Raw genomic sequence first — 25,012 nt, forward strand, 5'->3', positions numbered from 1 at the left:
TTGATGAACTCCGCCGTCACGAACATCGGGGCGGAGAAGGTCATGTCCTTGTCTTTGCACTCATCGACTGAGTACTTCGGCGGCTCGAACCGGTGGTCGCGGAACGACAAGGACATGGTCCCCGAGAAGTCCTCGATCGGACTGATCTCTTCGAAGATCTCTTCGAGGCCCGACTGGGTCGGGACGTCCTTGCGCCCGGCCTGGCGAGCCGCCTCTACCCGGGCCTTCCACTTCTCGTTTCCGAGCAGCCAGTCGAAAGACTCGGTCTGCAGGGCCAGAAGGTCAGGAACTTCGAGGGGCTCCTGGATACGCGCGAAAGAGACGCGACGGGGACCGGCGGGTACGGCGGAGGCGTTGCGCGAGGCTGTCAACAGATGTCCTTCCGGGCAGCACGGATGGAATCGAACTGCGCGCACGCCAAACGCCCCGGGTGGAATCCGGGGCGTGAAAAGGCAGCGCGGACGAGCATCATAATGCAAAGGAGAAACTAATGTCCACACTTATTATTGCTGTCAACCTCGCTGCCAAGGCCACTATTTCACAGGCGCAGCGAATTCGTCAATATCGATCCGGGTGCGGCGGCCGAGCAGGGCGAGCAGGCCGATCATGACCACCCCGAGCGCCGTCAGCGAGAGCCGGTCGGTGAGGGTCTCTCCGTTGGCGATCACCCCGAACGCCGTGTGCGCCACCAGCGCGCCGCTCGCCAGGGCGAGGCTGCGCCGGTCGCCCCACGCCTGCCCCCTCGTCCACCGGCTGAGCAGCCACCCTGCCGCCACCGCCAGGACCGCCGCCGCCACCATCGGCGCCGGCACCCAACCGCCCCGCGTGAAGGCTGGGTGCTCGGCACCGCCGAACGGGAACAGCAGTGCCAGATAACCGAACACCACCACCCCGCCGAACCCGCCGACGAACAGCGGCCCCGGCGGCGGACCCGCGGCGACCGGCGGCGGACCCGTGCGTCGCGGGGTGAGGCGCAGAGCGATCACGGCGAGCAGCGCGACCGCCAGCAGGCAGCCGACGACGACCGCGAGCGGCGCCTGGTAGCCGGGGTCGATGACGGCCGTCACCATCAACCGCAGCAGCACGGCCCCCAGCACGAACACCACCCCGGAGATCACCAGTCCCACCCGTCCCAGGTACGGCCGGCGACGCAGCCCGGGAAAGATCAGGTCCAGCAGGAGGATCGGCAGGGCCACACTGAAGACCGCGTGGTAGGGGATGTTCAGCTCGGTGTAGGCGCTGTTCAGGCCCAGGACCCTGGGCGCCCAGCCGGCCACGCCGTAGAGGGTCGGACTGGTGAGCGCCTGCAGCGCCAGCCCTTCCTCGACGATCCCGTACGCGGCCCCGAGCAGCAGGATCGCCACCCAGCCCCGGCCTGCACGGCGCACCAGTTCGCGCACCAGCACCGCGCCCGCGCCGTAGATCGGCACCCACAGGAGCAGCAGATACGCCTGGCGGAGGGGCGGGTTGCCCAACGTGAACTCGGCGACGACCGGGGTGAGCACGGCCAGCAGAAGTGCGGCCCACCGGCCGCGTGCCTTGGAGGTGACCATGCGTCCACACTCCTCGAGGAGAGGGGACGGCCGCTGCTGCCGAAAAGCCGGTCCGTGGCCACTTCGGTCACCTATCGAGGTGACTTTGGTTGCCTACCGGGGGCCGGGGGCGGCGGCTACGATCTGCGGTTGTGTTCGTGGCCCGCGTGGAGGACGTGCGACCCGGCTGGATGCGGTCGTGGCGCGACTGGACGGCCGGCGCAGGCAACTTCGTGATGGCCCTCGCCGGAGCCGCCGCGGTCATCTGGGGAGACCTGGCTCCGGGCGTGCCCGGCTGGTACCTGGCGGTCGACGTGGCGGGCGGGGTCCTGGCCGGCGCCGGGTTGTGGCTGTGCCGCAGGTGGCCGGTCGCCGCGGGGCTGGGCGTCATCGCGCTGTCCGTGCCGGCCGCCGCGGCCTCGGTGGCGGCGGGGATCGCCACGCTCATCGCGGCGGTCTACCGGCGCCCGCCCGCCGCCGCCGTGGTGGGCGGGGCGTGGGTGGCCGCGACACTGGTCAGATTCGCGCTGCGGCCGCCCGGCCTGGCCCCGTACGCGGTGTGGGCGCTGGTCGCGGTGCTGATCGGCGGGGCGCTCACCGGCTGGGGCATGCTGGCGCGGACCCGGCGCGAGCTGATGCTGTCGCTGGCGGAACGTGCCCGCCGCGCCGAGGCCGAGCAGCGGCTGCGCGCGGAGGAGGCGCGCCGCGCCGAACGGCTCGGCCTCGCCCGCGAGATGCACGACGTGCTCGCGCACCGGCTCTCGCTGCTGGCGGTGCACGCCGGGGCGCTGGAGTTCAACGCGGAGGCGACGCCGGGCGAGGTCGCCGAGGCGGCCGGGGTCATCCGGTCGAACGCCCACCAGGCCCTGGAGGAGCTGCGCACGGTCGTCTCCGTGCTGCGCGACGGCTCCACGTCCGAGCCCGCCGAACCGCATCAGGGGCCGGCGCCGCTGGTCGAGGAGTCGCGGCGGGCGGGGATGCGGGTCGAGCTGCACGACCATGGCGTACGGCTCGCCGACCTGCCGGAGGCGACGGGGCGTACCGCGTACCGGGTGGTGCAGGAAGGGCTCACCAACGCCCGCAAGCACGCGCCCGGCGAGCCCGTCACCGTGCTCCTGTCGGGCGCGGCGGGCGGCGAGCTGACGATCGAGGTGCGCAACCCGCTCGGAGCGGAGGAGGGACTCGGTTCGACGGGAGCCGGGGCGGGGCTGGCCGGGCTGGAGGAGCGGGTCTCGCTCGTGGGCGGACGCCTGGAGCACGGGCGCATCGGCGACGGATTCCGGCTGCTGGCGCGGCTACCATGGCCCAGTGAGTGAGGCCGCTCCGATCCGGGTGCTGATCGTCGACGACGACGCGCTCGTCCGTGCCGGGCTGACGCTGATGCTCAAGGGCGCGCCCGACCTGCTCGTGGTGGGCGCCGTGGCCGACGGCGGCGAGGTCGAGGCCGCGGTGGGCGAGCACTCCCCCGACGTGGTGCTGATGGACATCCGGATGGCCGGCGTCGACGGCATCGACGCGACCGGCCGGCTGCGGAGCCGCCGGGACGCGCCCGAGGTCATCATCCTGACCACGTTCGACGCCGACGAGCACGTGTTCAGGGCCCTTCGGGCGGGCGCGAGCGGGTTCCTGCTGAAGGACACGCCGCCCGAGGGGATCGTGGAGGCCGTCAAACGGGTCGTGAACGGCGAGCCGGCCCTGTCGCCGAGCGTCACCCGGAGGTTGATCGCTCACCTGATGCCCGAGGAGGAGAGCCGGCGGCAGGCCGACGCCCACCGCCTGCTGGGCACGCTCAGCGAGCGTGAGCGAGAGGTGGCGCTGGCCGTCGGCCAGGGCAAGCCGAACGCGGTCATCGCGCGCGAGCTGCACATGAGCGTCGGCACGGTGAAGGGCTACATCTCGCGCATCCTCACCAAGGCCGGCCTGGACAACCGCGTCCAGCTCGCCCTCGTCGTCCACGACGCGTCGGGCCGTTAGCCGCCGGCCCTCGGATTCACCCGGCAGTTGGTGTGCAGGTACTGCGCCGCTCCGTTGTCGAAGCCGTAGATCGCGACGGTCTGGGTGTCCTCGAGTGGATCGTTCGAGGGCATCAAGAAGTGCGTCTCACTGACCGGAAGCAGCTCGTACGTGATGCGCTCTGGTCTGTCGAGAATTCGTGCCTGCATGGGATCGACAGCCAAGGTGAGACGGAGCTTCCCGCCGTCGGCCTCCACTTCGTATCGGGCTCCGGGCCGCTCGTAGGCGCCTTCGTACGCGGACAGGTCGAGATTCAGCGCCGGATCGGGTTTCGGCAGGTCCGGGATCGTGACCGCGCCGAGGTCGGCCAGGATCTCATTGAGCACCTTCTTGGAGAAGCTCTCTCGCGGCCCTCCGTTGGTCAGCAGGGTGATGGCGATGCCCGAATCCGGCAGGATCCGCAGGCGGGCGTTCTGGCCGATGGTGCTGCCGTCGTGCGCGTAGACGGTCTCGCCGTGCCAGTCGCACACGATGAGGCCGAGTGCCCATTCAGGCCCGAACATGTACGGGTCGGGTACGGGAACCCGGGAATGCGTCATCTCGCGCACGGCCTCGGCCGAGACGATCCGCCTCCCGTTCGACGCCTTTCCCCCGTCGAGGAAGACATGCGCCATCGCGAGCACGTCGCGAGCCGTCGAGTTGACGTTCCCGCCAGGGCCGAAGGAGCGCGGCAGATAGGCGAGCGGTGAGACGAAGGGCCCCTCGTCGAGGGAGCGGATCAGGTGCCCCGTCGCCGCCCGATCCTGGTCCACGTGCTCAGGCCGGCTGCTCGTACCGGTCAGTCCCAGAGGGCCGAAGAGACGATCCTTCATGATGTCGTCCCAGCCTCTGCCGTCGATCACCTCCATGATGCGGGCGACGATCGCGTAGCCCAGGGCCGCGCTGTAACCATGGGTGTGACCCAGAGGATGGACTTGAGGTGCGCCCGCGATGTTCTCGAGCATGCGCTCATAGACGTCGTCGCCTTCGCCGGGGTCGCCGTAGTCCTCCTCGATGCCGTTGGTGTGGTTCAGGAGATGACGGGGCGTGACTTCGGCGCTGACGCCGGGGTCGGCGACCCGGAAATCGGGGAGGTACTTCCGCACCGGCTCGTCGAGGGCGGCTTTTCCCTCGTCGACGAGTTGCATGAAGGCGAGCGCCGTCCACGTCTTGGTCATGGAGCCGCACTGGTAGATGGTGTCGGTCGTCGCGGGCTCCCGCGTGGAGACGTTCCTGATGCCGACGGCGAAGTCGGTGATCTCTCCGTCGCGCAGAATGCCGACCGCGGCACTCGGGATCCGGTATTCGGCCAGGAGCTCGGAGAGCCGAGCTCGAATGCGCGTCACGTCCATGATCGCCTACTTCGGGAGGCCGACCGCGTTGGCGGCGTCGGCTTGGAAGTACTCCGTCGTGGCGAAGGAGCCCGCGTGCCCCTCGACGAAGTCTCTGACCCCGTCGACCGAGTCGTGCACGATGACGTTCACCGCCCTGGTCCCGTCGGTGCTCGCCACCGCCAGGATCCACCTCGCGCCCTTGGGCAGCCGACCGTGCGCCTGCTTCAGGGAACCCCAGAACCGGTCTTCGTCAGAGATCGTGGAAACCGCCATGACGTGCATCCGCATGTCCTCTCCAGAGCTGGCAAACCTTTCAGAACGCGAAAAGGCTACGTTGCATTTCATACCGCGTCAACGCGTAAATTCCCTCACTACTAGGCATTTCCGCCGATCGTTGCAACTGCTATGCCCGAAAATGCAATCTGCCGTTGCAATGTCCTGTCGGTTAACGCCACACTGGACCGAAATCCCGTCGACAGCAGGAAGAGGAGAGCCGATGCCCGGAGGCAGGCTGACCCACGAGGACCGCCTGCGGATCGCGACCTGGCTGGCCGAGAGGCTGGGGTACGCCGAGATCGCCAGGCGACTGGGCAGGCCGACCTCCACGATCAGCCGCGAGGTGGCCCGCAACGGCGGCCCCGGCGCCTACCTGGCCGACCGCGCTCAGCAGGCGGCCGGGCGGCGCGCCCGCCGGCGCGGGCCGATCCAGGTCGCGGAGGCGCCGGCCGACGAGGTGGTGCGCGGCTTCGTGGACCGGTTCGCGATCCTGCTGTCCGGGACCGGCCTTCCCCGGATGCCCGCCCGGGTGTTCGTCTGCCTGCTCACGACCGACGCCGGGAGCCTGACGGCCGCCGAGCTGGGCCGCAGGCTTCAGGTCAGCCCGGCGTCGGTGTCCAAGGCCATCGGCTACCTGGAAGGGATGGAGCTCGTCGGGCGAAGGCCGGATCCGGGCGGGCGCCGCGAGCGCTATTTCATCGACGACGACGTCTGGCTTCGGGCCTGGCGGGCCGACACCGGGGCGCACGCCGACCTCGCGGAGGCCGCGCGGCATGGCATCGAGATCTTCGGCGCCGCCACGCCCGCCGGGACCCGGCTGGGCCAGATGGCTCAGTTCTTCGCCCGCATCAGCGACCTGATGGGCGGCAGCCGCCTCACGGACGCCGTCCTGGGCGATGCGCTGACGATGATCGCCGCCCTGCTCCACGCCGCTCGGCCACTCACCATGGACGAGCTCGCCACAGCGCTGGACTGGCCCCGGGAGCGCGCCATCGGCGCCCTGGACGCGATCGACCAGCGTCCGGCCATCGCCGACCCGCTTGCCCTGCACCGCACCGGGCGTGGCACATACTCCGTCACCACGAGGCCGGACCGCCTGAGCCCGGCGCAACGCGAAGCACTCCGCGCCCGCTGACCCCCTCCCGGCTTCCCCAGCTCTTCACCTGCTCGGCAGTCAGGGGCTCGACGTACGTCATCCGCCCGTGATCGAATACCGCGGCCAGCAAGCGAGAGCAAGTGAAGGTACTCATGAAGCAGAGCAGCCTCCGGCGCTGGGCGACGGTCACGGCTATTTCGGCGGCCATGGTCCTGCCGACCGGCACGGCCGAGGCCGCGCAGTTACCCGTGGACGTCCAGCTCCTGTCCATCACCGACTTCCACGGCTACCTGACCCCGCAGAACGACGCCGCGAACGGCACCGTGAAGGACGCCGCGGGCAAGAGCATCGTGGTGGGCGGCGCCCCGTACATCGCCACGCATCTGAAGAACCTCAGGCAGGGTCACGAGAACTCGATCACTTTCACCACCGGCGACGACTTCAGCGGCTGGCCCACCGAGGTGGCCTTCCACGAGGACGAGCCGACCGTCGAGTTCCTCAACTCGATCGGCGTGGAGTTCTCGGCGGTGGGCAACCATGAGCTCGACCGGCCGCTCGAGTTCCTGCGCGACCACATGGGCAAGGGCCGCTGCTTCGGTCAGGTGGACGTGGACAGCTGCTTCACCGACTCCACCGGCCGCCGCTTCCGCGGCGCTGACTACCCGATCTCCTCCGCCAACATCACCCCCAGGGGCTCCACCGATCCGATCTTCCAGCCGTACGTCATCAAGCACGCGAAGGCGGCGGGCGGCAAGGACGTCCGGATCGGCTTCATCAACCTGACCACCCCGACCACCGTCACCGGTTCGACGTCGTACCAGCCGGCGCTGGACAACCTGCCGCTGGTGGAGACCGCGAACAGGTACGCGGCCGAGCTGAAGCGCCGGGGTGTCGAGGCCATCGTGGTCAACATGCACGAGGGCGGGACCGCGGGCGACGTCTACGACCGCTGCGGCAGCAACCCCTCGGGGCCGGCCTTCGACTTCGCCAGGCAGGCCTCCCCCGACATCGACGCGATCGTCACCGGCCACTGGCACGCGCTGTTCAACTGCGTGGTCCCGGACCCGGCGGGCAATCCCCGGCCGGTGGTGGAGGCGGCCAACCACGGACGCCTGATCAACGAGATCAACCTCAAGATCGACCCGAGCACGGGAGACGTCATCCGCTCCGCCACCACCTCGGTGAACCACCCGGTCACCCGGGACGTCACCCCGGACCCGGCGGCGGCGCGGCTCGTCGACCACTGGAAGACCAGGGGCGCGCAGACGTACGCCCGCCCAGTCGGCAGGATCAGCGGTGACATCACCCGGACCCGCGCCGCCGACGGCGAGAGCACGCTCGGCAACCTCGTCGCCGACGTGGAGTACGCGGACGCCGTGCGCACCGCGGGCGGACCCGTCGACCTGGCGCTGGTGGCGACGGCGCCGCTGAAGGGCTCCAACAGCCTGCGCGGCGATCTGCGCTTCGCCAAGGGGAGCAATGCCGCGGACGCGGACGGGACCGTCCTGTTCGGAGAGTCCTGGGCCACGTTCGGCTACGCGAACCCGGTGCTCACCGTCTCCCTCACCGGGCAGCAGCTCGAGCAGGCGCTGGAGCAGCAGTGGCAGACGCAGGCCGACGGCACGGTGCGGTTCAGCCCGCTGGCCGTCTCGTCCGGCGTGCGTTTCTCCTATGACGCCTCGCGGCCGGTCGGCGACCGGGTGGATCCCGCGAACGTGCTGATCGGCGGCGCTCCGCTGGACACCGGGCGGACCTACCGGGTGGCCGCTCTGGCGTACACGCTGATCGGAGCGGACGGATTCGGCGCGCTGAGCGGCTTCACCGATCCGGTGCGGTGCTCGCGCGACTACGACGCCTTCCGCGCCTATCTCCAGGCCAACGGGACGGTCGCGCCTCCCGCCCTCGACCGGGTGACCGCGACGGCACCCTGAGAGTTGCCCGCGTGCCTGTCCGCCTGCCTGTCCGTCTGGAGGGAGGCGGACAGGCAGGCGGCGGTCTCGACGGGCCGCTCGTGGTGCGGGCATGTCGAGGGCCGGGTGCTCGCCTAGTTCGGGTTGCCGGCGTGGGTGAGGGTCTCCCAGGCCACGAAGAGGCTGTTGGTGCCCGCCGGACGCTGTCGCTCGGTGAGGGTCTGCGTGTTGCTCATCGCGATGCCCATCCGGTTGTGCAGGGCGTTGAAGCCGACCTCGGTGACCGGTCCCAGGCCCAGGGTGAGGCTCCCGCCGCACAGCCACGCCGGCACGGCCGCCCCGAGCTGGTACTTGGCGTGCAGGCCGAGCGCGTGGCGCAGGCGGTCGGCGATCTCCGGGTAGAGGTCCTGCCCCTGGATCCTGGCGGTCTCGGCGATGTGCGCGGTCGCCGCCAGGCCGTACCCGGTGTGGGTGAAGTCGCGGCACGTCTCCTGGGCCAACCCGTCCACGAAGGTGTCCTGGCCCTGCCAGTAGTCGACGACCTCCGCCCGCGTGTCGATGCCGGAGCCCGCCGGCCCCCTGGGGAAGGCTCCGTCGCCGGTGAGGTAGATGTAGGCGGGCACGCGAGCCCGGAAGATGCTCACGGCCTTGTCATAGGCGGCCCGGTCCTCCAGGAACACCGCGATCCCGATGGCCGCGTCCATCATCGTCAGCTCCCAGTTGCCGTTGGTGCGGAGGCTGCCGTTGATGACCTCGGGGAGGTAGACGTTCCTGAGCATGGTCGCGAAGCGGTTGACGCCCGTGGCGGACCACCCGGTGTAGGTGTAGCGGATGATCTCGGCCGCCCTGGGCCAGGACGACCCCGCCCAGCCCGTCTGGAGCGGCGCGTTGCTGTTGGTGTGGTCGGTGATGACGGCGGACCAGGCGTCCATGATCTGGATCGCCTTCTCCGCGTACCGGCTGTCCCGCGAGATGTACCAGGCCAGGGCGGCGGTGTACGCGGCCAGCGCGTCCTGGCGCTCGTCCGTGCAGCCGTTGTTGGGGTTGGAGTACGGGCCGCACTCCACGACCGCCCGCGGCTTCGGGGTCCGCGACAAGGACGCGAGCGAACTCGCGATCATCTGATCGTAGGCGCCCTTCCACGGCTGGGCGCCGGCGTTGACCTTGGAGCGGACGAAGTCGAGCTGGGCACTGCTCACGAGCACGCCGGGATGGACGAAGGCGGCGGGCGCCCTCCGGGCCGAGGCCGCGGGCGGTGCCGTCACGCCGGTGATCAACGTGATGACCAGCGCGATCCCGAGTGATAACAGGCTGCCGCGACGAGGGAGACGGACCACGACACGCTCCTTATTTAGGAAAGTTTCCTAAAATTTGGTGAGATCGTAGCCCTGACACCACTTCTTGACAAGACCCAACTGTCGCGCCGACACCCGCGCGGACCGTTTGCGAAAATTCACCATACTTTCGGAGTCTTTGTCTTGGTCGAGCCTGGCTTGAGCGGTGATCATTGCGGTGTCCGTCGCACCCCACAAGGAGGCTTCGTGCACACTCCGCAACGCCCTGGACCGTCCTGGGCGGTACGACTCACCGTCGTCCTCGCCGCCATCGTCTCCGTCATCGGCCTGGTCGGCATCGCCCCGGCCGGGGCCACGGTCTACAACTCCTGCACCATCTCGCGGTGCGCCGACGCGCGCTCGGCCAGCTCGATCTGGTCCTCCAAGGGCTACCCCACCTCGAGCGGCTGGTACTCGTGGCCGGACGGCAAGTACAACTACACCGGCGGGCGCTTCTACAACCGCGAGGGGCAGCTCCCCAGCGGCGCCACCTACTATGAGTACGACGTGTACTCCCGGGCGCGGGGCGCCGCGCGTGACGCGTACCGGATCGTCGTCAACCGCAGCACCGGCGCGGTGTGGTTCTCACCCAACCACTACACCGACTTCTACCGGCTCTAGGACTCCCATGACCTCTGCCGCACGCCCACTGCCGCACTGGCTGACGGTGTCCGCCGGCCCGGCGCCGGCGGTGGTCGACGGGCGGGCCTGCCGGACCCGCGCCGCCTTCTTCGAGGAGGTGGCGCGGGCCCTGCGCCTGCCCGGCTACTTCGGCCGCAACTGGGACGCGCTCACCGACTCCTTGCGCGACACTGGCGCGGTCGCCCTGTTCGTGGAGCACGCCGAGGAACTGCTCGGCGCCGAGCCTCCCGAGCAGTTCGCCATGCTGCTGGCCGTGCTCGCCGACGCCGCCGAGTGCGGGCTGACCGTGACGCTGTGCACCGACCCCGCCCACGAGGCTCTGCTCCGGCAGCGCGCCGCCGACGCGCTGACCTGAACATCACCCGAAAGATGTACGCGATCTCCTCAGTCCGCAGGAAGCACCGCGACCGTGCCCTTCACTAGCGTTTCCGGAGGTTCCACACGCTAGAAAGGGATTCCCCATGGCCTCTGCCCGCAAGACGCTGATCACCGGTTCCGCCACCTTCGTGGTGGGGCTGGCGCTGTGGTTGTTCGGGCTCGACGAGGAGATCTTCATCTTCACGCCGTCGAAGGTGGGGGTGGTCCTCATGGTGCTCGGCGGGCTGGAGACCCTGTACGGGGTCTACAAGAGCGTGCGCGGCGACGACGTGGCGTAGGGCGCGCGCCTGCGGCGCAGGCGGTACGAGACGGCGGCGGCGGCCAGGGCGGCGCCCCAGATCGGCCAGAAGCACTCCGGGAGCCACGCGCCCCATTCGGCCAGGGCGAAGCGGCCGGCGATGGTCCACCGGATGTAGGTCAGCCCGGCCACGGTGACGATGATCGAGACGAACCCGGCCGGGACGACCGCCAGCAGCGGCGGCACCCGCCTGCCGCGCAGGCCGGGGATCCACCGGGGGAAGATCTCGCCCCACGGCTGCGCCAGGCCGAGGGTGAGCACGCCACCGAGCGCGCCGAACGTGGCCAGGTAGGCCCCGGCCAGCCAGAGACCGCCCTCGCCTTCGGCGAGGAACTCCCGGCTCACCCCGAGCGGGATGCCCAGCGCCCAGGCCCACCGGGTCAGGCAGTACACCAGCGGCACCACGGCCGCCACGTACGTGGCGGTGCGCCCCCGCGCGGGGGTGAACCAGTGGGACCTGCCCCGGCCGTAGGCCAGCGCCGCCGCGGCCAGCAGCAGGCCGCCGAGGACGCAGAGGAGCTGGTTGAGCACGGGCCACGGCCAGGCGTCGGCGAACGTGGCCCCGCCCAGACTCCAGCCGAAGGCCGGCGCGACCAGCAGCAGGGGCGTGTAGGCGACGCCCATCATGAGCCGGGAGTCGGGGATCACCAGGACCAGGAGCGCGGCGATCGGCCAGGCCACGAACAGCGGAGCCCGGCCGCCGCCCCGGCGGGTCAGCGCCAGCGCCGTCACCATGGTGAGCAGTGCGAAGGCGGCGATCCACCAGCCGAAGCGCGGCGTCGTTCCGGCCAGGACGGACAGCGCCCCGTCCGGATCGGGATCCGAGCCGCCCCAGGGGAAGCCGGGCGCCCCGAGCGCCCACGCCGCGCCGAGCACCCCGTAGGCCAGCGCCCACACCGCCGCCGCGTAACCCCGCCAGGACGAAGTAAGAGTTTCCATGTGCTCAGCGTCGCGGCCCGGCCCCTTCCGGGGTGAGATGCCGTTCGGCACCCGCTGCTCCCGCTGAACGTGCCGTTCGGCACCCCGTGGATCCCCGCGCGTGGGGCCTATCCTCGGTGCGGTGAGCTTGATGTGGGTGACCGCCTTCGTGCCGGCGCTGGTTCCCGTCGCGGCGGTGGCGACCGTGCTGTTCCGCCGGCGGCTCAGGTCGCGGCTGCCCGCGCTGGTCTGGCCGGCCGTCGCCGTCTCCCTGGCCGTCACGCTGGCCTGCCTGTTCGGGGCGATCGAGCCCGCGCCGGACGCCGGCGTGCTGTGGATGTTCGAGAGCCTGGCGCTCATGGCGCTGACCGGCCTGGTCGTCCGGTACGCGCCGCCCCGGCAGGCCGCCGCGGCGGCCCCGGCGGCGGGCCTGGCCGCGTCCGTGTGGCTGCTGCGCTCCTTCACCCCCGCGTCGCCGCTGGAAGGGGTGGGTGTCTGCGCGTTCTGGGGCCTGGGCGCAATCGTGGCCGCCGCCGTCGGCGGTTACCTGCGCCACGTCGAGGTACGGGAGACCCGCGCGGTGGCCGACGCCCGTACCGCCCTGCGACTGCGGCTGGCCGGGGATCTGCACGACTTCGTCGCCCACGACATCAGCGAGATGGTGGCGCACGCCCAGGCGGGCACGGTCACGGGCGATCCGCTGGGGGCGCTCGAACGCGTCGAAGCGGCGGGCCAGCGGGCCCTGTCGATGCTGGACCGCACCCTGGACATGCTGCACCACGACCGGCCCCTGTCACCCCCGGGCGACCTGAACGGCATCCGCGAGGCCGCCGAGCGCTTCTCCGCCGCGGGCGCCGCCCAGGTCAGCCTGCGCATGGATCCGCTCGTGGCGGTTCCCGCGGAGCTCGGAGCGCTGGCGTACCGGATCGTGGTCGAAGGACTGACGAATGTACGGCGGCACGCTCCCCAGGCCACCAGGGTGGACCTCGCCGTCAGCGCCGGATCCGGGGCGCTCGAGATCACGATGGCCAACGACGGCGTGAGCGGAGCCCGCGGCGGGCGGCGCGGCGGGTCCGGTCTGGCCGGGCTGGCGGCGCTCGTCCAGGAGCAGGGCGGTGACCTGGTGGCGGAGGCCGTACGGGACGGGTGGTCGTTGGCCGCCCGCCTGCCGCTGGCACAATCGCCGGGGTGGTCACCCGCATCCTCATCGCCGACGACCAGGAAGGCATCCGCGGCGCCTTCCGACTGATCCTCGACGCCCAGCCCGACATGACCGTCGTGGCGGAGGCCGCCGACGGCCGGGCCGCGATCGACACCGCCAGGGCGATCAAGCCCGACGTCGTGCTCGCCGACATCCGCATGCCCGGGGCCGACGGCATCGAGGTGGCCCGCGCCCTGGCCGGCACGGGCATCCACGTGGTGATCGTCACCACGTTCGGGCTCGACGAGTACGTGCACGCGGCGCTGCGGCACGGCGCCTCCGGGTTCGTGCTCAAGCGCTCCGGCCCCACACTGCTGGTCGAGGCCGTCCGGGCCGCGATGAACGGCGACATGCTCATCAGCCCCCAGCTCACCGTCCGGCTGCTGCGCGAGCGCGGCCTGCCGCACGAACGGCCGGACGTCGTCCTCACCGAGCGTGAGGACGAGATCGTCGTGATGGTGGCGCAGGGCAGGACCAACGCCGAGATCGCCGCGGAGCTGTTCCTCTCGCCGGGCACGGTCAAGAACCACATCGCGACCGTCCAGCGCAAGATCGGCGCCAGGAACCGCGTCGGCATCGCCGCCTGGGCCTGGGCCACCGGCAGAGCCGAGCCATGAGGCCGGTGAGCTGTTCGTGGCCCCTGGGGCGAGCGCGTAAACGGACCCGCTCTCGCCCGGTGATCCGTGTAGCATCTGGGACACAGGGGGACGAAACTGCGCGGCGGCGGTGGTCTGACTGCCGTGCAGAAACGGCGTGAGACTCCAGGTCTGGCCATCTTCGCCGACATTCACGACGATGGGGCGATCTTGGAACGTTTGGACGAGCAGTCGCATGAGGCTGAGGGTCTTGCGCGGATGTTGGAGAAGCTGCTGGACGACTGGTCGGCGCGCTCCGGTGTCGCGGTCGAGGTCTGGGCCCTGCCCAAGGGCGACGTTCCCGGCCCGGCCGCCCGCAACGTGTTCGCCGCGGTGCAGGAGGCGCTGACCGGCATCGAGCGGCACGGCCGCGCCCGGACAGTCTCGATCGCCGTCACGTTGAGCCTGAGCGGCCTGCGCCTCACCGTCAGCGACGACGGCCACGGCCTCGCCGACGGTGAGGCCGACCGGGAGGTGGCCGTGATGAAGGCCTGCTTCGCCGAGATCGGCGGGGAGCTCACGGTCAACAGGGTGTCCGGCGAGGGGACCACCGTCACGGGGATCGTCCCGGCCCGCGCGCTACGGAGCTGACGAGCCGGGCCGTTTCACCACCATCCGGACAGCACCAGGTCCACGAACTCCGCGGGGTGCTCCAGGTGCAGGAAGTGCCCGGCCTGCGGCCACACCACGGTCGTGGATCGCGGGTGGCCGGGCAGGCCCGCCTCCCACTTCGCGGCTTCCGGCACATTGTGTACGGCGAGCACCGGGCAGGTCCGTCCGGCCAGGTAGCGCTCGGATGCGCGGCGCACCCCGAAGGCCCCCGGCTCGGTGTACATCCCGGCGTAGCACTCGGCCAGCACATGACCGGGCGTGGCCAGCAGCTGCCCGGTGATCGGTCCTGGTAGCGGCCCGAGCTGACGCAGCGCCGCGGCCGCACCGTCGGCGCGCAGTGCCGCCAGCCGCCCGGGGATGAGCCGCTCCTCCGCCTCGTCCGCGCCGTACGCGGGGGCGATGACGACCAGCGCGCTGACCAGCTCCGGATGCTCGACCGCCAGGGCGGTGACCACCTGGGCGCCCATGGAGTGCCCGATGGCCACCACCGGCTCCTCCAGCAGCGGCAGCAGGTCACGGGCCAGGTCGGCAGGCCGATATCCGGTCGCCGGGGCCGGCGACCTGCCGTGGCCGCGCAGATCGGGGGCGATCACCCGGCGCTCGCCGAAGTCGAGCGCGTGCCACACCCGGTGGTCGCCGCCCCAGCCGTGGACCAGGAGCAGCGCAGGCCCTTCGTGCCCCCGCGTCTCCACGTGCACGTTCATGTGCCGTATCGGATCTGCTCGAACCGCGCCGCGCAGCCCTCGCCCGCCAGGTCCTGCACCCAGAACCCGACGAACGCGCCGGTGAAGCCGAACGAGCGCACGTGACCGTCGACGAACTCGTCGGCGTGCTCGTCCGACACGATCGTCGCGTCCAACTCGGGGCCGTCGTTGAACCGCACGACCGGCCCGTCGAACTCCACCCGCAGCCTGACCTCGGGTCCCGCCGGGCCGAGCAGGTGCTCGGTGCGGGTGCCCCGGTCGCTGGTGGTCAGCACCAGGCCCTCGGTGGTCAGCGCGAGGTAGTGCCAGTTACGCGAGTTGTAGTACGCGGTGATGCCCGCCGACTGGTGGACGCTGTCCGGCTCGAACCGCATGACGGCCTCCAGGGAGCACTTCTGCGCGGTGACCCGGCGGGCCACCAGGCTCGGGGTGCGCAGGCCGTACGGCGACTGGCCGCCCTGGACGGTGAAGCCGCCGGCGTCGGCGCTCAGCCAGTCGGGTGCGGCGGGCCGCCGCAGCGTGCTCCAGTCCGGCCAGAGCCCGGTCCCGTCCTCGGCCGCCGGCCACGGATGGGCGGGCAGCGCGGGCGGGATCACGTCGACGGCGGGCACGCCGCCCGCCACGCGCGGCCAGCCGTCCTCCCAGACCACGCGCTGCAGCGCGGTCTCACGCCCGAGCACGCACCTGCGGTTGTGGTACGGCCGGGCCACGAGGTGAGCGACGTACCACTCCCCCGTCTGCGTCTGCACCAGGCAGCCGTGGCCCGCCTTCTGCAGCTCAAGGCTCGGGTCGTGCCGCGAGGTGAGCATCGGCCCGGCCGGGTCCTCCTCGTACGGCCCGGACAGCGAGCGGGAACGCAGCACCGTGACCCGGTGCTCGTAGCCGGTGCCGCCCTCGGCCGCCATCAGGTAGTACCAGCCGTCGATCCGGTAGATGTGCGGGCCTTCGCTGATGTTGCGGTTGGGCAGGATCAGCTCGGGCTTGCCGCCGTCGAGGGCCTGCAGCTCGATCCCGGCGAACCCGCGCCCCGGCCGGGAGTCGAAGACCATGTTGAGCAGCCAGCTCCGGCCGTCCTCGTGGTAGAGGGCGGCGTCGAAGCCGCGGCCGGGCAGCCGCACCGGGTCGGACCACGGCCCTTCGATCGACGGCGCGGTGATCAGGTAGTTGGCGATGTCCTTGTACCCGAGCGCGTAGTTGTCCATCACGCCGTAGACGAGGTGGAACAGCCCGTCGTGGTAGGTCAGGTCGGGCGCCCAGACGCCGCCCGAGTCGGGCACGCCGGACAGGTCGAGCAGCCTGCGCTCGGTCAGGATGCCGCCCAGCGGCCGCCAGTTCACCAGGTCGCGGGAGTGGTGGACGCGCACGCCCGGGTACCACTCGAAGGTCGAGGTGGCCAGGTAGTAGTCCTCCCCCACCCGCACGATCGACGGGTCGGGGTGGAAACCGGGCAGTACGGGGTTGCGGATCATGCGATCTCCACACTCTTTCCAGCTGGCAGCTCAACTTCTCGGCGCAGACCCGAGGCACGATGGATCACCGTGACAGTCTGGCCGACCGGCGAGGTGAGCCTGGCGCGTACGCCGTCACCCCAGGTCAGCTCCTCGACCGTCACCCGGCCCCGGCAGCGGACACCTGTGACGCGGCCCCGCCCGAGCGCGGACGGCAGCGCGGGCAGCAGCTCGACGACGCCCGGCCGCGAGTGGACCAGCAGCTCCAGGAGGACGCCCGGCAGGCTGATGGCCGCGTCGGCGTTGTAGGTCTCCCGGCCGGGGTTGTGGGAGCTCATCAACGAGTCGAAGAACATCCCGTTGTCCAGAATTTTCCTGACATTCGCCCAGGCCAGCTCCCCGTCCTTCAGCCGCGCCGCCGCCAGCGCCCGATGCAGGCTCCCGTGCGCCGAACCGTCCTCGTCGCCCCTGAGCAGGAGGGCCTGGCGAGCGGCCGCCGCCAGCTCGGGCGTGTCGTCGGGGTTGATCTCGTGCAGCGGCCAGACCGGGTACAGGTGGCTGACGTGCCGATGATCCTCGTACGGCGGCACGTCCGCGATCCACTCGGCCAGCGCACCTCTGTCGTCGATCCGGTACGGCGCGAGCCGCCCGCTCACCGGGGAGCCGCCGAGCGCGTGCCTGGCCGCCGCGACGTCCATGGTGGCGTTGACGCAGGCGAACGGCCCGCCGCCCGGCCCCACCTCGGGCGAGAACGACGGCACCACGCTCCCGTCCGTCCCGGCGAGGAAGTCCTCCCAGAACAGGCGGCACTCCGCCAGCCACCCCTCCAGCTCGGGGACCGGCTCGCCGGTGGTCTCGGCGTGCTCCACCAGCGGGTACAGCAGCCAGTCCGCCCCGGCCAGCCACATGGTCCACGGCCAGTCGGCGTTCAGGTGGAACAGGTGGCCGTTCTCCCCGTCCGTGCGGCTCGGCGCGAGGATGCCCCTGGTGCCGTAGATCTGTCTGGCGTTGGTCCGCCAGTGGTCGATCTGGCCCCGGATGAGGTTCGCGTACCCGTCGATCAGCTCCGGCAGCGCGCCGATGTTGACGCCCGCCATCTGGAGGTTGAGGTTGGCGTCGGTGGTGAAGTCGCCCGACCAGGCCGCTCCCCACGCCCCCAGCCAGAGGCCGGTCAGCCGGGGCGGCAGGATCCCGCTCGAGCTCAGCAGGAGGTAGCGGCCCGCGTGGAAGATCCGCTCCACCAGCGCGGCGCCGGCCAGCTCGCCGACCGGCCTGGCGCGCTCCTCCGGGCTCGCGCCCAGGTCGAGGGTGACGCGCTCGTACAGCGGGCGATGCCGGGCGACGTGCCTGCGCAGCAGACCGTCGTATCCGAGGTCGGCCAGAGCTCCCAGGTCGGCCAGGCCTCCCATGCCGGCGGCAGGAAGCGGCTCGGGCGGGCTTTCGTCGTGCCGGGCCGCCTTCGTCAGCAGCAGCACCTCGGCCGCGCCCGTCACCGTCACGGTGTCGCCCTCCACCACGGCGGTCCCACCGCGCGGCCGGACGAGGGTGAGCCCCTCGAAGCCGGCGGCGCCCCGGCCCTCAGGCGGGTAGGCGCCGCGGATCCGCAGGAAGACCTGGCCGTCCTGCTCACCGGCCGCCGTCTCGTAGCGGACCGTCTCCGGCCTGCCGGGCAGGTCGCCGGTCAGGCGGAGGGTGACATCACCGGTGAGGCGCTGGACGACGACCGCGTCGGCCCGGGACACGAAGGCCCAGTGCGAACAGGTGACGACCTCGCCGGTCGCGAAGTCGGTGGTGCGGCGGTACTCCCCGCTCGACGCGGACCGTGAGATCACCAGCTCCCAGCCGGGATGGAACGGCTGGGTCCACTCCAGGCTCCGGCCGTCGGCCGCCAGCGCCTGGGCCTCGACCGGCCGACCGGCCAGCAGCAGGGAGCGGATCTCGGGCAGCAGGTGCGCGATGGCGGGCGGGCGGCGGTCGCGGGTGCCGTTGGGCAGCACGAACCGGTGGTGGTTGACCACCACCCGCTCCTCCCGCGGGCCGCCGTACACCATGATCCCGACCTCGCCGTTGCCCGAGAGGAACGCGTCCTCCCACGAGAGCGCGGGCGACAGGTCGAGCAAGGAGTGCATCAGTCCTCCAGGTAGAGCACCACGGTGCTGAGCGGTCCCACCTCGATCGGGCGGCCGAGGGGGACGCGGCGGCCGGTGACGAGATTACGGGCGTGACCGGAGCCGGTCACATGCAGGGTGCGCGAACGGTCCTCCGAGGTGTTCATCCCGATGAGGTACCGGCCGTACGAGCAGCGGTAGAACTGCGCCTTGCCGACGAAGAGCTTCTCGACGCCGGGGAAGTCCACGCCGAGTGCCGGGTCGGGCACGTCGGCGGGGTGCGGGCCGACCTTGAGCACCTCGCCGGCGAAGGCCTGGTGCAGTCCGGGGCCGGGAGGCGGGAAGCCGCCTGGCGGGATGTGGGAGGCGGCGGGGTCGTTGATGGCGAAGGAGAAGCAGACCCAGTCGGCCTCGGTCCAGGTTTCGCCGGTGGGCGTGACCTGGCACTGCTGGCGGATGGTGGCGACCCGGTGGGTGTCCGGGGTGATGTGGTGGACGCGGGCCAGGTTGTTGACGGCCTGGCGGGCGCGCCAGTAGAGGGAGGCGTAGAGGATCTCCTTGCCGTTCTTGATGGCGACGACGCCGTTCTCCTCGTCGGAGAAGACGAAGGCGGGGGCGTCCCAGTCCATGGGGAAACGCGTGCCGGCCTGGGGAAGCGCCTGGAAGGCGGGCCAGTCGCGCTGGACGAGGCGCAGGGCGTTGAGCCCGACGCGCGGCCAGGTGTTGGTGAGCAGCAGGTCGAGGTGGCCGAAGAGCTGGTTGTCCGCGACCATGCGCTGGGCGTGCCCCGCGATCGACGGGTCGCCGAGGACGGCGGCGGCCATGACGGGGTGGCCGTCCCAGGCCAGGCGCTGGGCGTAGACGACGTCGCCCGGATAGTGGTCGTCGCGCCAGCCGACGGCGGCCTCCATGCGCATGGTCCGGTAGCCGTCGTTGTCGACCTCGGGGTAGCGGAAGACGGCCCGCGCGTTGATCATCTTGATCAGCTGCGCCTTCAGCTCCGGGTCCTCGAGGCCGTCGAAGCGGGTGACGGCCTCGTAGAGCAGGATGAGCCAGTCGGTCACCTCGCCGTAGTTGCCGACGTACCCCAGCTCCCTGGTCAGCCCCTTCCTGGTGACCTGGTAGAAGTGCTCGCCGAGGAGCTTGCTGGGGGCGCCGGAGGCGTCCTCGTGGCCGAGGAACGGCTTCAGGCCGACGGCCTGGTGGATGTAGTCGCGGGCCTTCTCCTCAGTGAGCGGCGCCTTATCCGGATTTATCAGCATCAGGGCGCGGTTGCAGCGGTAGATGCCGAGCGCACAGATCTGCACCTGGTTGCTGTAGTGCGGCATGTGCTGACGCCAGTACGAGACGGAATCGGCCAGCATCCTGGTGTAGGCGTCCCGCCGTACCGGGAGGTCGCCCTGGTCCGGCGGGGTGGCCCCGTCCAGCGGCGTGACCTCGACGTCGTCGAACCAGGCGGTGCCGCCGCCCTCCACCCGGACGTCGAGCCGGAGCTCGACCGCGGTGGCCGGGGTGGTCAGCTCGGCGGTGATCCGTGTCCAGTCCTGGGTGCCGGTGGGGGCGTAGAACTTGTTGTCGGTGCCGACGATCTTCCCGGCGGCGTCGTAGAAGAGCACGTCGAGGTACGCGCCCGGGGCCACGACGTCCTCGGTCCTGACCCAGACGCCGTAGCGGTGCCTGCCCTGGCCGATGAGGGTGCGGTTCTGGGCGGTGTTCCAGCCCGCGGCGGCGCCGGCGGCCGCGGCGACCTTGACCGAGCGGGAGCCGCCGCGCTTGACCGTGTCGTCCCAGAGCCAGGTGGCCGTGCCGCGCCAGATCGCGGTGTTCCAGGAGGCGGGGGCGGTGCCGCCGCGCTCGAAGCCCGGATTGGGCGCGCCCACGGCCCGGCCGCCGACCGGGCGTTCCAGCCGGTCGCCCAGGACGTCACGGAGCAGCAGCAGCGCCATGCCGACCTTGGCGAAGCCCTCCCACTGCTGGTCGGAGGCGGTCAGCACGGTCGGGTCCGTGAGCCACTTGGTGTAGCGGGCGTCGATGGCGGCCAGCACCTGGTCGATCGCGTCGGGGCTGCGGTACGCGGGGCTCTCGGGCCAGTGATAACCCTCGGCCAGTCCCTGGAAGGCCCAGGAGTCGAGCGAGGCGGGATTGCCGTTCAGCCAGTTGCGGTGCTCGGTCAGCACCCTCGCCTTGATCTGCTCCAGCACCTCGGGTCCCGGTGCGGGCCGGGCGGGCGCATCAGGCGCGGGGCCTTGGAGTTCGTCACCGGGGAAGTACGGCTCGGCATGGGTGTAGATCCGGTAGAAGGGGCGGCCCGGCTTGTCCATCGAGCGGTAGAACTCGGTGGCGTTCTGCCCGTAGCCCCAGATCCGGCCCATCGATCTGATCTCCAGCGTGACCTGTTCGCGGTCGCGCGTCATCGCCTCGGGCAGCGGCAGCGTGTGGAAGTGGAAGCGGCCCGGCGAGTGGGCGTCCAGGCTGAGGATGTCCAGCGGGTCGACCGCGCCCAGGTGGTAGTGGCCGACCTGCCTGCCCTCGCAGAAGAGCTGCAGCCGGGACTGGCCGGCCTCGCTCGCGGCGTGGTCGTCGCCCCAGAGCTTGATCGTGACGTACGTGGTGCCGCGCGGCACGCACCTGACGGTGAAGGCGACGGTGCCGCCCCAGACCCCGGCGGGTTCCTGGGGGTTGAGCACGCGGGCGGGCTGACCGAGCCCGCCCGTCACGACCTCCGAGCGGTCGGCGGTCACCGCGTGGGCGGCTTCGGAGGCCTCGTCACCGAAGACCACCACGTCGAGCGGCTTCTCACGGGGTGACGTGGCGGCGGCGGCCTCGCCGTTCCATAACCACGTGGCGGCGGCCAGCGCGCCGGAGGACGCCAGCACGGTCCTCCGGCTGATGCCGTGGGTCATGGTCACTGGCCCTTCAGGTAGGCGTCGGCCTGCTTGGCCATCTCCGCCTGGACCTTGGCCAGGCCCGCCCTGTCCAGCGCCTTCTTCAGCTTGTCCAGCCCCTGGTCGACGTCCACCGCGCCGAGGAACAGCGGGTTGGCGAACTGCGTCATGGCGGCGGTGACCTGGGTGTTCTCCCGCTTGATCGGCTCCGGGTCGGGAACGAAGCTGGCGTACGGGTCGACGGTGAAGTTGTCGATGTCCTGCGCCCAGTCGAACCACTTGGTCTCGGACTCGGTCATGTCCTTGACCCGGCGCTCCAGCTTGGCTCGCCAGGCGAGGGCGAAGCCGGGGAAGGTGTAGGTGGACAGCTTCTCGTACTTGTCGTCGCCGATGGGGTTCCAGTCCTTGCCGGCGATGCCGTAATTGAGCAGGTCGTGGTTCTCCTTGATCGACACCCAGTCCTGCAGTTGCATGGCCTTCTCGTTGCTCTGGCCCTTGGCGTTGAGCACGACGAAGTTGTCGCTCTGGAAGGTCTGGTACGGCTTGGCGTTCTCGCCGCCCTTGAGCGGCATCACGTTCGCGATCATCGCGCCCGGCACGCTCTTGGTCAGCTCGGGCAGCGCCGTGGAGGACAGGCCGTCGGTCATGGCCCACATGGTGGCGACGCGGCCGGCCTTGAACTGGGAGTCCAGCGCCTTGGAGTCCAGGGTGAGGGCGTTCTTGTTGATCAGCCCGTCCTGGTAGTACTTCCGGACCAGGCGCAACGCGTCCACCATGCCCGGGGCCTCCCACCACGGGACCGGGTTGGACGAGCCGGTCTGCTTGCCGTCGGCGGCCAGGACGAAGTTGAGCGAGTCACCGGTGAAGGAGGCGATGCTCATGGTGGGGTTGTCCCACATAGAGGGGTTGAGCCAGCCGACGGGGTTCCACGCCACCAGCAGCTTGGGCATCCGGGAGCTGATCCCGATCGGGATGATGTCCTTGTTCTTCTGCTTGACGTCGTACCAGAACTTCTCCAGCCCCGCGAAGTCCGTGATGTCACTCATGCCGAGCTTCTCCGCCAGGTCCTGGCGGATGCTGAAGTGGTGGAAGCGAGCAACCGAGTTGATCTGGGGCAGGCCGTAGAGCTTGCCGCTCCACCGGTTCAATTCGATGATCTTCGGGTCGATCGTGGCGGCCAGGTTGGGGTACTTGCCGCTGGACAGCAGGCTGCTCAGCTCGACGATCGAGCCGCTGGCCGCCAGCTGGGTCATGTTGAGCCAGCGTGCCTGCAGCGCGGTGTCGAACTTCTCCCCCGCGGTGAACTTGAGCAGCGCCTGCTGGCCGTAGTTGGTCCACGGGATGAACTGCGGCTTGATGGTGAAGCCCAGGTCGGCCTGGAGCTTCTTGTTGACCTCGGCCAGGACGGCGTCCCAGCCGGCCGGCAGGTCGCCGGGGAGCAGCAGGCTCAGCGCGAGCGCGCCGCCGCTCGCGGCGGCGCCGGTGGTCTGCGCTTTCTGGGAGTCGTCCGAGCAGGCGGCGAGCAGGGCGGCGAGGGACAGGCCGCCGCCGGTGGCCAGCAGGCGGCGCCGCGACATGAGGTGGTGGGACACGGTAACTCCTGAGGTGGGGGGAGCGGAATCAGCCCTTGGTGGCCCCGAGGGTGATGCCCTTGACGAAGTAGCGCTGGGCGAAGGGGTAGGCGAGCAGGATCGGGCCGATGGTGACGGCGGTGAGAGCCAGCCGGAGCTGGTAGACGGGCGTGGCCGCCTCGGCCAGCTGCGGCAGCATCTGCGTGAACGAGATGTTGGAGATGAGGTTCTGCAGCACGAGCGGGAGCGGGAACTTGTGCACGTCGTCGATGAACAGCAGCGCCATGAACCAGTCGTTCCAGTAGTGCACGGCGTAGAAGAGGCCGACGACGGCGAGGATCGGCTTGGACAGCGGAATCGCGATCGTGAAGAAGATGCGCAGCTCGCCCGCACCGTCGATCTTGGCCGATTCGAAGATCGACTCCGGCAGCTGGCGGAAGGCGCTGACCTGGACGAAGACCAGGAACGGCATGACCAGCAGCGGCAGGATCACCGAGAAGTAGCTGTTCTGCAGGTTCAGGTACTGCGTGACCAGCAGATAGAGGGGCACCAGGCCGCCGGAGAACAGCATCGGCAGGTAGGCGAAGACGGTCAGCGGCCGGCTGATGCCGGGCAACCGGCGGGCGATCACCCAGCTCAGCCCCGAGGTCACCGCCAGGGACAGGGCCGTGCCCACGACCGTGATGAAGACGCTGGCGAAGTAGGCGTCGAGCACCGCCGGACCCGTGAAGATCATCTTGTAGGCGGTGAGGTCGAAGGCCGCGGGGAACAGGCTGTACCCGGTGGTGGCCAGCTCCGACTCGCTGGTGAACGACCCAGAGATGATCATCCAGAACGGGATCGCGCAGGCCAGCACGGCGAAGGAGACGCCGATGATGCTGACGACGGTGAACGGTTCCAGCTTCTTGCCGCTCATAGGATGCTGGTCTCCTTCGAGTACTTGCGCTGGATCAGCACCGCGATCAGCACGAGAATGAAACCCACGACCGACTGGAACAGGCCGACCGCGGCCGTGGTGCCGAAGTCGCCGAGCTGGCGCAGGGCGCGGAAGACGTAGGTGTCGATGACGTCCGTGCTGTCGAACAGGGTGCCGTTGTCCCCGACGATCGCGTAGATGGTGCCGAAGTCGCCGTAGAAGATCCGGCCGACCCCCAGCACCAGCAGGACCGCCGCGGTGGGCTTCAGCAGCGGGAGGGTGATGCGCCAGGCCATCTGCGCCCGTGATGCTCCGTCGATCATCCCGGCCTCGTAGACCTCCTCGGGGATGCCGGTGATCGCGGCGAGGAAGATGACGCTCAGGTAGCCGCCGAGCTGCCAGACCTTCACCACGGTGAGGATCCACGGCCACGGTCCTGGCTCGGTGTACCAGTCGACCGTGGGGAAGCCGAGGCCCCCGAGTGCGTCGTTGACCGCCCCGCCGCCGCCGGAGGCCCCGGCCAGGAGCACCTGCAGGATGATGCTGATCACGACCGGGGAGACGAAGTAGGGGAAGAAGACGACGGACTGGGAGACCCGCTTGAAGAAGGTGCTGCGGATCTCGTTCAGCATGATCGCCAGGATCATCCCGGCGGCCAGCGTCGCGGCCAGGAACAGGACGTTGAGGAAGAGCGTGTTGAACAGGATCCGCGCCGCGTCCCCTGACTCCAGGAAGTAGGCGAAGTTCTCCAGCCCGTTCCACGGGCTGCCGAAGATCCCCAGGTTGACGTCGAACTGCTTGAACGCCACCACCAGGCCGGTCATCGGCAGGTAGTTGAAAACCAGGAAGAAGACGACCGCCGGGAGCGCGAGCAGCCCGATCGACCAGCTCACGCGGGCTGCCTTGCGCCGGTCGCGGCGCCTGGGCGGCGGCCCTGTGGGCGGTCCCGTCTGAGGCTCTTGCCTCGTCTGTAGCGTGCTCATCACCGAAGTCCCGTCTGAGGCGGCAGCAGGTGGATCCGATAGAAACCGGTCGCTGCGAACGCTACGTCCGACCGGCGGACACGTTCAAGGCTGCGTTACGGAGACGTTACACATCTTCGCTGGACAGCCAGAGATCCAGGTAGTCCGCTCGTGGAGATCGGTCAAGCCGGACCGTTGACCGTGCGAAGCTGTGCTTCTACTTTAGAAACCGGTCTCTATCCGAATGGAGGGCTCTCCCT

The 25,012-nt window shown here is 70.4% G+C and carries 22 protein-coding genes and 1 pseudogene; 10 read left to right on the top strand and 13 right to left on the bottom strand.

Features of this window, described 5'->3' with window-relative positions; all coding sequences use genetic code 11:
- Both AB0J64_RS49090 and AB0J64_RS49095 read right to left on the bottom strand, forming a co-directional pair.
- Positions 1-371 (bottom strand): annotated as a pseudogene (locus AB0J64_RS49090) (DNA-directed RNA polymerase subunit beta); the annotation flags it as partial.
- Between the two features lie 162 nt (positions 372-533).
- On the bottom strand, positions 534-1,553 hold the full coding sequence (locus AB0J64_RS49095; protein WP_364043528.1) for a hypothetical protein: 1,020 nt from the start codon (positions 1,551-1,553) through the stop codon (positions 534-536).
- Positions 1,554-1,684: 131 nt separating this feature from the next.
- On the opposite strand from AB0J64_RS49095, the gene AB0J64_RS49100 reads away from it, so the two are divergent.
- On the top strand, positions 1,685-2,848 hold the full coding sequence (locus AB0J64_RS49100) for a histidine kinase (RefSeq protein ID WP_364043531.1): 1,164 nt from the start codon (positions 1,685-1,687) through the stop codon (positions 2,846-2,848).
- Entirely contained in the window at positions 2,841-3,506 is a 666-nt protein-coding gene (locus AB0J64_RS49105) for a response regulator transcription factor (RefSeq protein WP_364043533.1), read from the top strand. The genes AB0J64_RS49100 and AB0J64_RS49105 overlap by 8 nt, the downstream gene beginning before the upstream one ends.
- Here AB0J64_RS49105 and AB0J64_RS49110 read toward each other — a convergent pair.
- On the bottom strand, positions 3,503-4,876 hold the full coding sequence (locus tag AB0J64_RS49110; protein ID WP_364043536.1) for a serine hydrolase: 1,374 nt from the start codon (positions 4,874-4,876) through the stop codon (positions 3,503-3,505). The genes AB0J64_RS49105 and AB0J64_RS49110 overlap by 4 nt on opposite strands.
- Positions 4,877-4,882: 6 nt before the next feature.
- Positions 4,883-5,146: a hypothetical protein gene (locus AB0J64_RS49115; protein ID WP_364043539.1), complete on the bottom strand. Its 264-nt coding sequence runs from the start codon at positions 5,144-5,146 to the stop codon at positions 4,883-4,885.
- A gap of 208 nt (positions 5,147-5,354) precedes the next feature.
- On the opposite strand from AB0J64_RS49115, the gene AB0J64_RS49120 reads away from it, so the two are divergent.
- Positions 5,355-6,269: a helix-turn-helix domain-containing protein gene (locus tag AB0J64_RS49120; protein WP_364043542.1), complete on the top strand. Its 915-nt coding sequence runs from the start codon at positions 5,355-5,357 to the stop codon at positions 6,267-6,269.
- A gap of 113 nt (positions 6,270-6,382) precedes the next feature.
- Positions 6,383-8,161 (top strand): bifunctional metallophosphatase/5'-nucleotidase, encoded by a 1,779-nt coding sequence (locus AB0J64_RS49125; protein ID WP_364043545.1) that lies wholly within the window; start codon positions 6,383-6,385, stop codon positions 8,159-8,161.
- A 113-nt stretch (positions 8,162-8,274) separates the two neighbouring features.
- On the opposite strand, the gene AB0J64_RS49130 is transcribed toward AB0J64_RS49125, so the two are convergent.
- Complete coding sequence (locus AB0J64_RS49130; protein ID WP_364043548.1) at positions 8,275-9,477, bottom strand: alginate lyase family protein; 1,203 nt, start codon at positions 9,475-9,477, stop codon at positions 8,275-8,277.
- 204 nt (positions 9,478-9,681) lie between these two features.
- Between AB0J64_RS49130 and AB0J64_RS49135 the strand changes: the two genes are divergently transcribed.
- The 3 genes from AB0J64_RS49135 (at position 9,682) to AB0J64_RS49145 (ending at position 10,772) form a co-directional block, all read left to right on the top strand.
- Positions 9,682-10,095 carry a ribonuclease domain-containing protein gene (locus AB0J64_RS49135; RefSeq protein WP_364043551.1) on the top strand — a complete coding sequence of 138 codons (414 nt, stop codon included), beginning with the start codon at positions 9,682-9,684 and terminating at the stop codon, positions 10,093-10,095.
- A 7-nt stretch (positions 10,096-10,102) separates the two neighbouring features.
- The gene (locus AB0J64_RS49140; RefSeq protein WP_364043554.1) at positions 10,103-10,471 is read left to right on the top strand and encodes a barstar family protein; all 369 of its coding nucleotides are present in this window, start codon (positions 10,103-10,105) and stop codon (positions 10,469-10,471) included.
- Between the two features lie 106 nt (positions 10,472-10,577).
- Complete coding sequence (locus AB0J64_RS49145) at positions 10,578-10,772, top strand: DUF5708 family protein (protein WP_364043557.1); 195 nt, start codon at positions 10,578-10,580, stop codon at positions 10,770-10,772.
- On the opposite strand, the gene AB0J64_RS49150 is transcribed toward AB0J64_RS49145, so the two are convergent.
- Positions 10,739-11,731, bottom strand: a complete 993-nt coding sequence (locus tag AB0J64_RS49150; RefSeq protein ID WP_364043560.1) for a hypothetical protein — start codon at positions 11,729-11,731, stop codon at positions 10,739-10,741. The genes AB0J64_RS49145 and AB0J64_RS49150 overlap by 34 nt on opposite strands.
- A gap of 121 nt (positions 11,732-11,852) precedes the next feature.
- Between AB0J64_RS49150 and AB0J64_RS49155 the strand changes: the two genes are divergently transcribed.
- The 3 genes from AB0J64_RS49155 (at position 11,853) to AB0J64_RS49165 (ending at position 14,137) form a co-directional block, all read left to right on the top strand.
- Positions 11,853-12,959 (top strand): hypothetical protein, encoded by a 1,107-nt coding sequence (locus tag AB0J64_RS49155; protein WP_364043563.1) that lies wholly within the window; start codon positions 11,853-11,855, stop codon positions 12,957-12,959.
- On the top strand, positions 12,899-13,528 hold the full coding sequence (locus AB0J64_RS49160) for a response regulator transcription factor (RefSeq protein WP_364043566.1): 630 nt from the start codon (positions 12,899-12,901) through the stop codon (positions 13,526-13,528). Before AB0J64_RS49155 ends, AB0J64_RS49160 begins: the two co-directional genes overlap by 61 nt.
- A 237-nt stretch (positions 13,529-13,765) precedes the next feature.
- Complete coding sequence (locus AB0J64_RS49165; protein ID WP_364043569.1) at positions 13,766-14,137, top strand: ATP-binding protein; 372 nt, start codon at positions 13,766-13,768, stop codon at positions 14,135-14,137.
- A gap of 14 nt (positions 14,138-14,151) precedes the next feature.
- Here AB0J64_RS49165 and AB0J64_RS49170 read toward each other — a convergent pair whose 3' ends face one another.
- From AB0J64_RS49170 to AB0J64_RS49200, 7 genes are read right to left on the bottom strand one after another with little or no spacing between them, the layout of a single operon-like run.
- The gene (locus tag AB0J64_RS49170) at positions 14,152-14,862 is read right to left on the bottom strand and encodes an alpha/beta hydrolase (RefSeq protein WP_364043572.1); all 711 of its coding nucleotides are present in this window, start codon (positions 14,860-14,862) and stop codon (positions 14,152-14,154) included.
- Entirely contained in the window at positions 14,859-16,331 is a 1,473-nt protein-coding gene (locus AB0J64_RS49175; RefSeq protein ID WP_364043575.1) for a glycoside hydrolase family 43 protein, read from the bottom strand. The genes AB0J64_RS49170 and AB0J64_RS49175 overlap by 4 nt, the downstream gene beginning before the upstream one ends.
- A complete protein-coding gene (locus tag AB0J64_RS49180) occupies positions 16,328-18,439 on the bottom strand; it encodes a glycoside hydrolase N-terminal domain-containing protein (RefSeq protein ID WP_364043578.1) in 2,112 nt (703 codons plus the stop codon). Before AB0J64_RS49180 ends, AB0J64_RS49175 begins: the two co-directional genes overlap by 4 nt.
- Positions 18,439-21,321 (bottom strand): hypothetical protein, encoded by a 2,883-nt coding sequence (locus AB0J64_RS49185; protein ID WP_364043580.1) that lies wholly within the window; start codon positions 21,319-21,321, stop codon positions 18,439-18,441. Before AB0J64_RS49185 ends, AB0J64_RS49180 begins: the two co-directional genes overlap by 1 nt.
- Before the next feature lie 2 nt (positions 21,322-21,323).
- Positions 21,324-22,895: a DUF3502 domain-containing protein gene (locus AB0J64_RS49190; protein WP_364043583.1), complete on the bottom strand. Its 1,572-nt coding sequence runs from the start codon at positions 22,893-22,895 to the stop codon at positions 21,324-21,326.
- Positions 22,896-22,923: 28 nt separating this feature from the next.
- Positions 22,924-23,790: a carbohydrate ABC transporter permease gene (locus tag AB0J64_RS49195; protein ID WP_364043586.1), complete on the bottom strand. Its 867-nt coding sequence runs from the start codon at positions 23,788-23,790 to the stop codon at positions 22,924-22,926.
- Complete coding sequence (locus AB0J64_RS49200) at positions 23,787-24,683, bottom strand: ABC transporter permease subunit (RefSeq protein WP_364043589.1); 897 nt, start codon at positions 24,681-24,683, stop codon at positions 23,787-23,789. The genes AB0J64_RS49195 and AB0J64_RS49200 overlap by 4 nt, the downstream gene beginning before the upstream one ends.
- Positions 24,684-25,012 lie beyond the last annotated feature (329 nt).

This window comes from Nonomuraea sp. NPDC049695 (assembly GCF_040674955.1).
Classification (GTDB): domain Bacteria; phylum Actinomycetota; class Actinomycetes; order Streptosporangiales; family Streptosporangiaceae; genus Nonomuraea; species Nonomuraea helvata.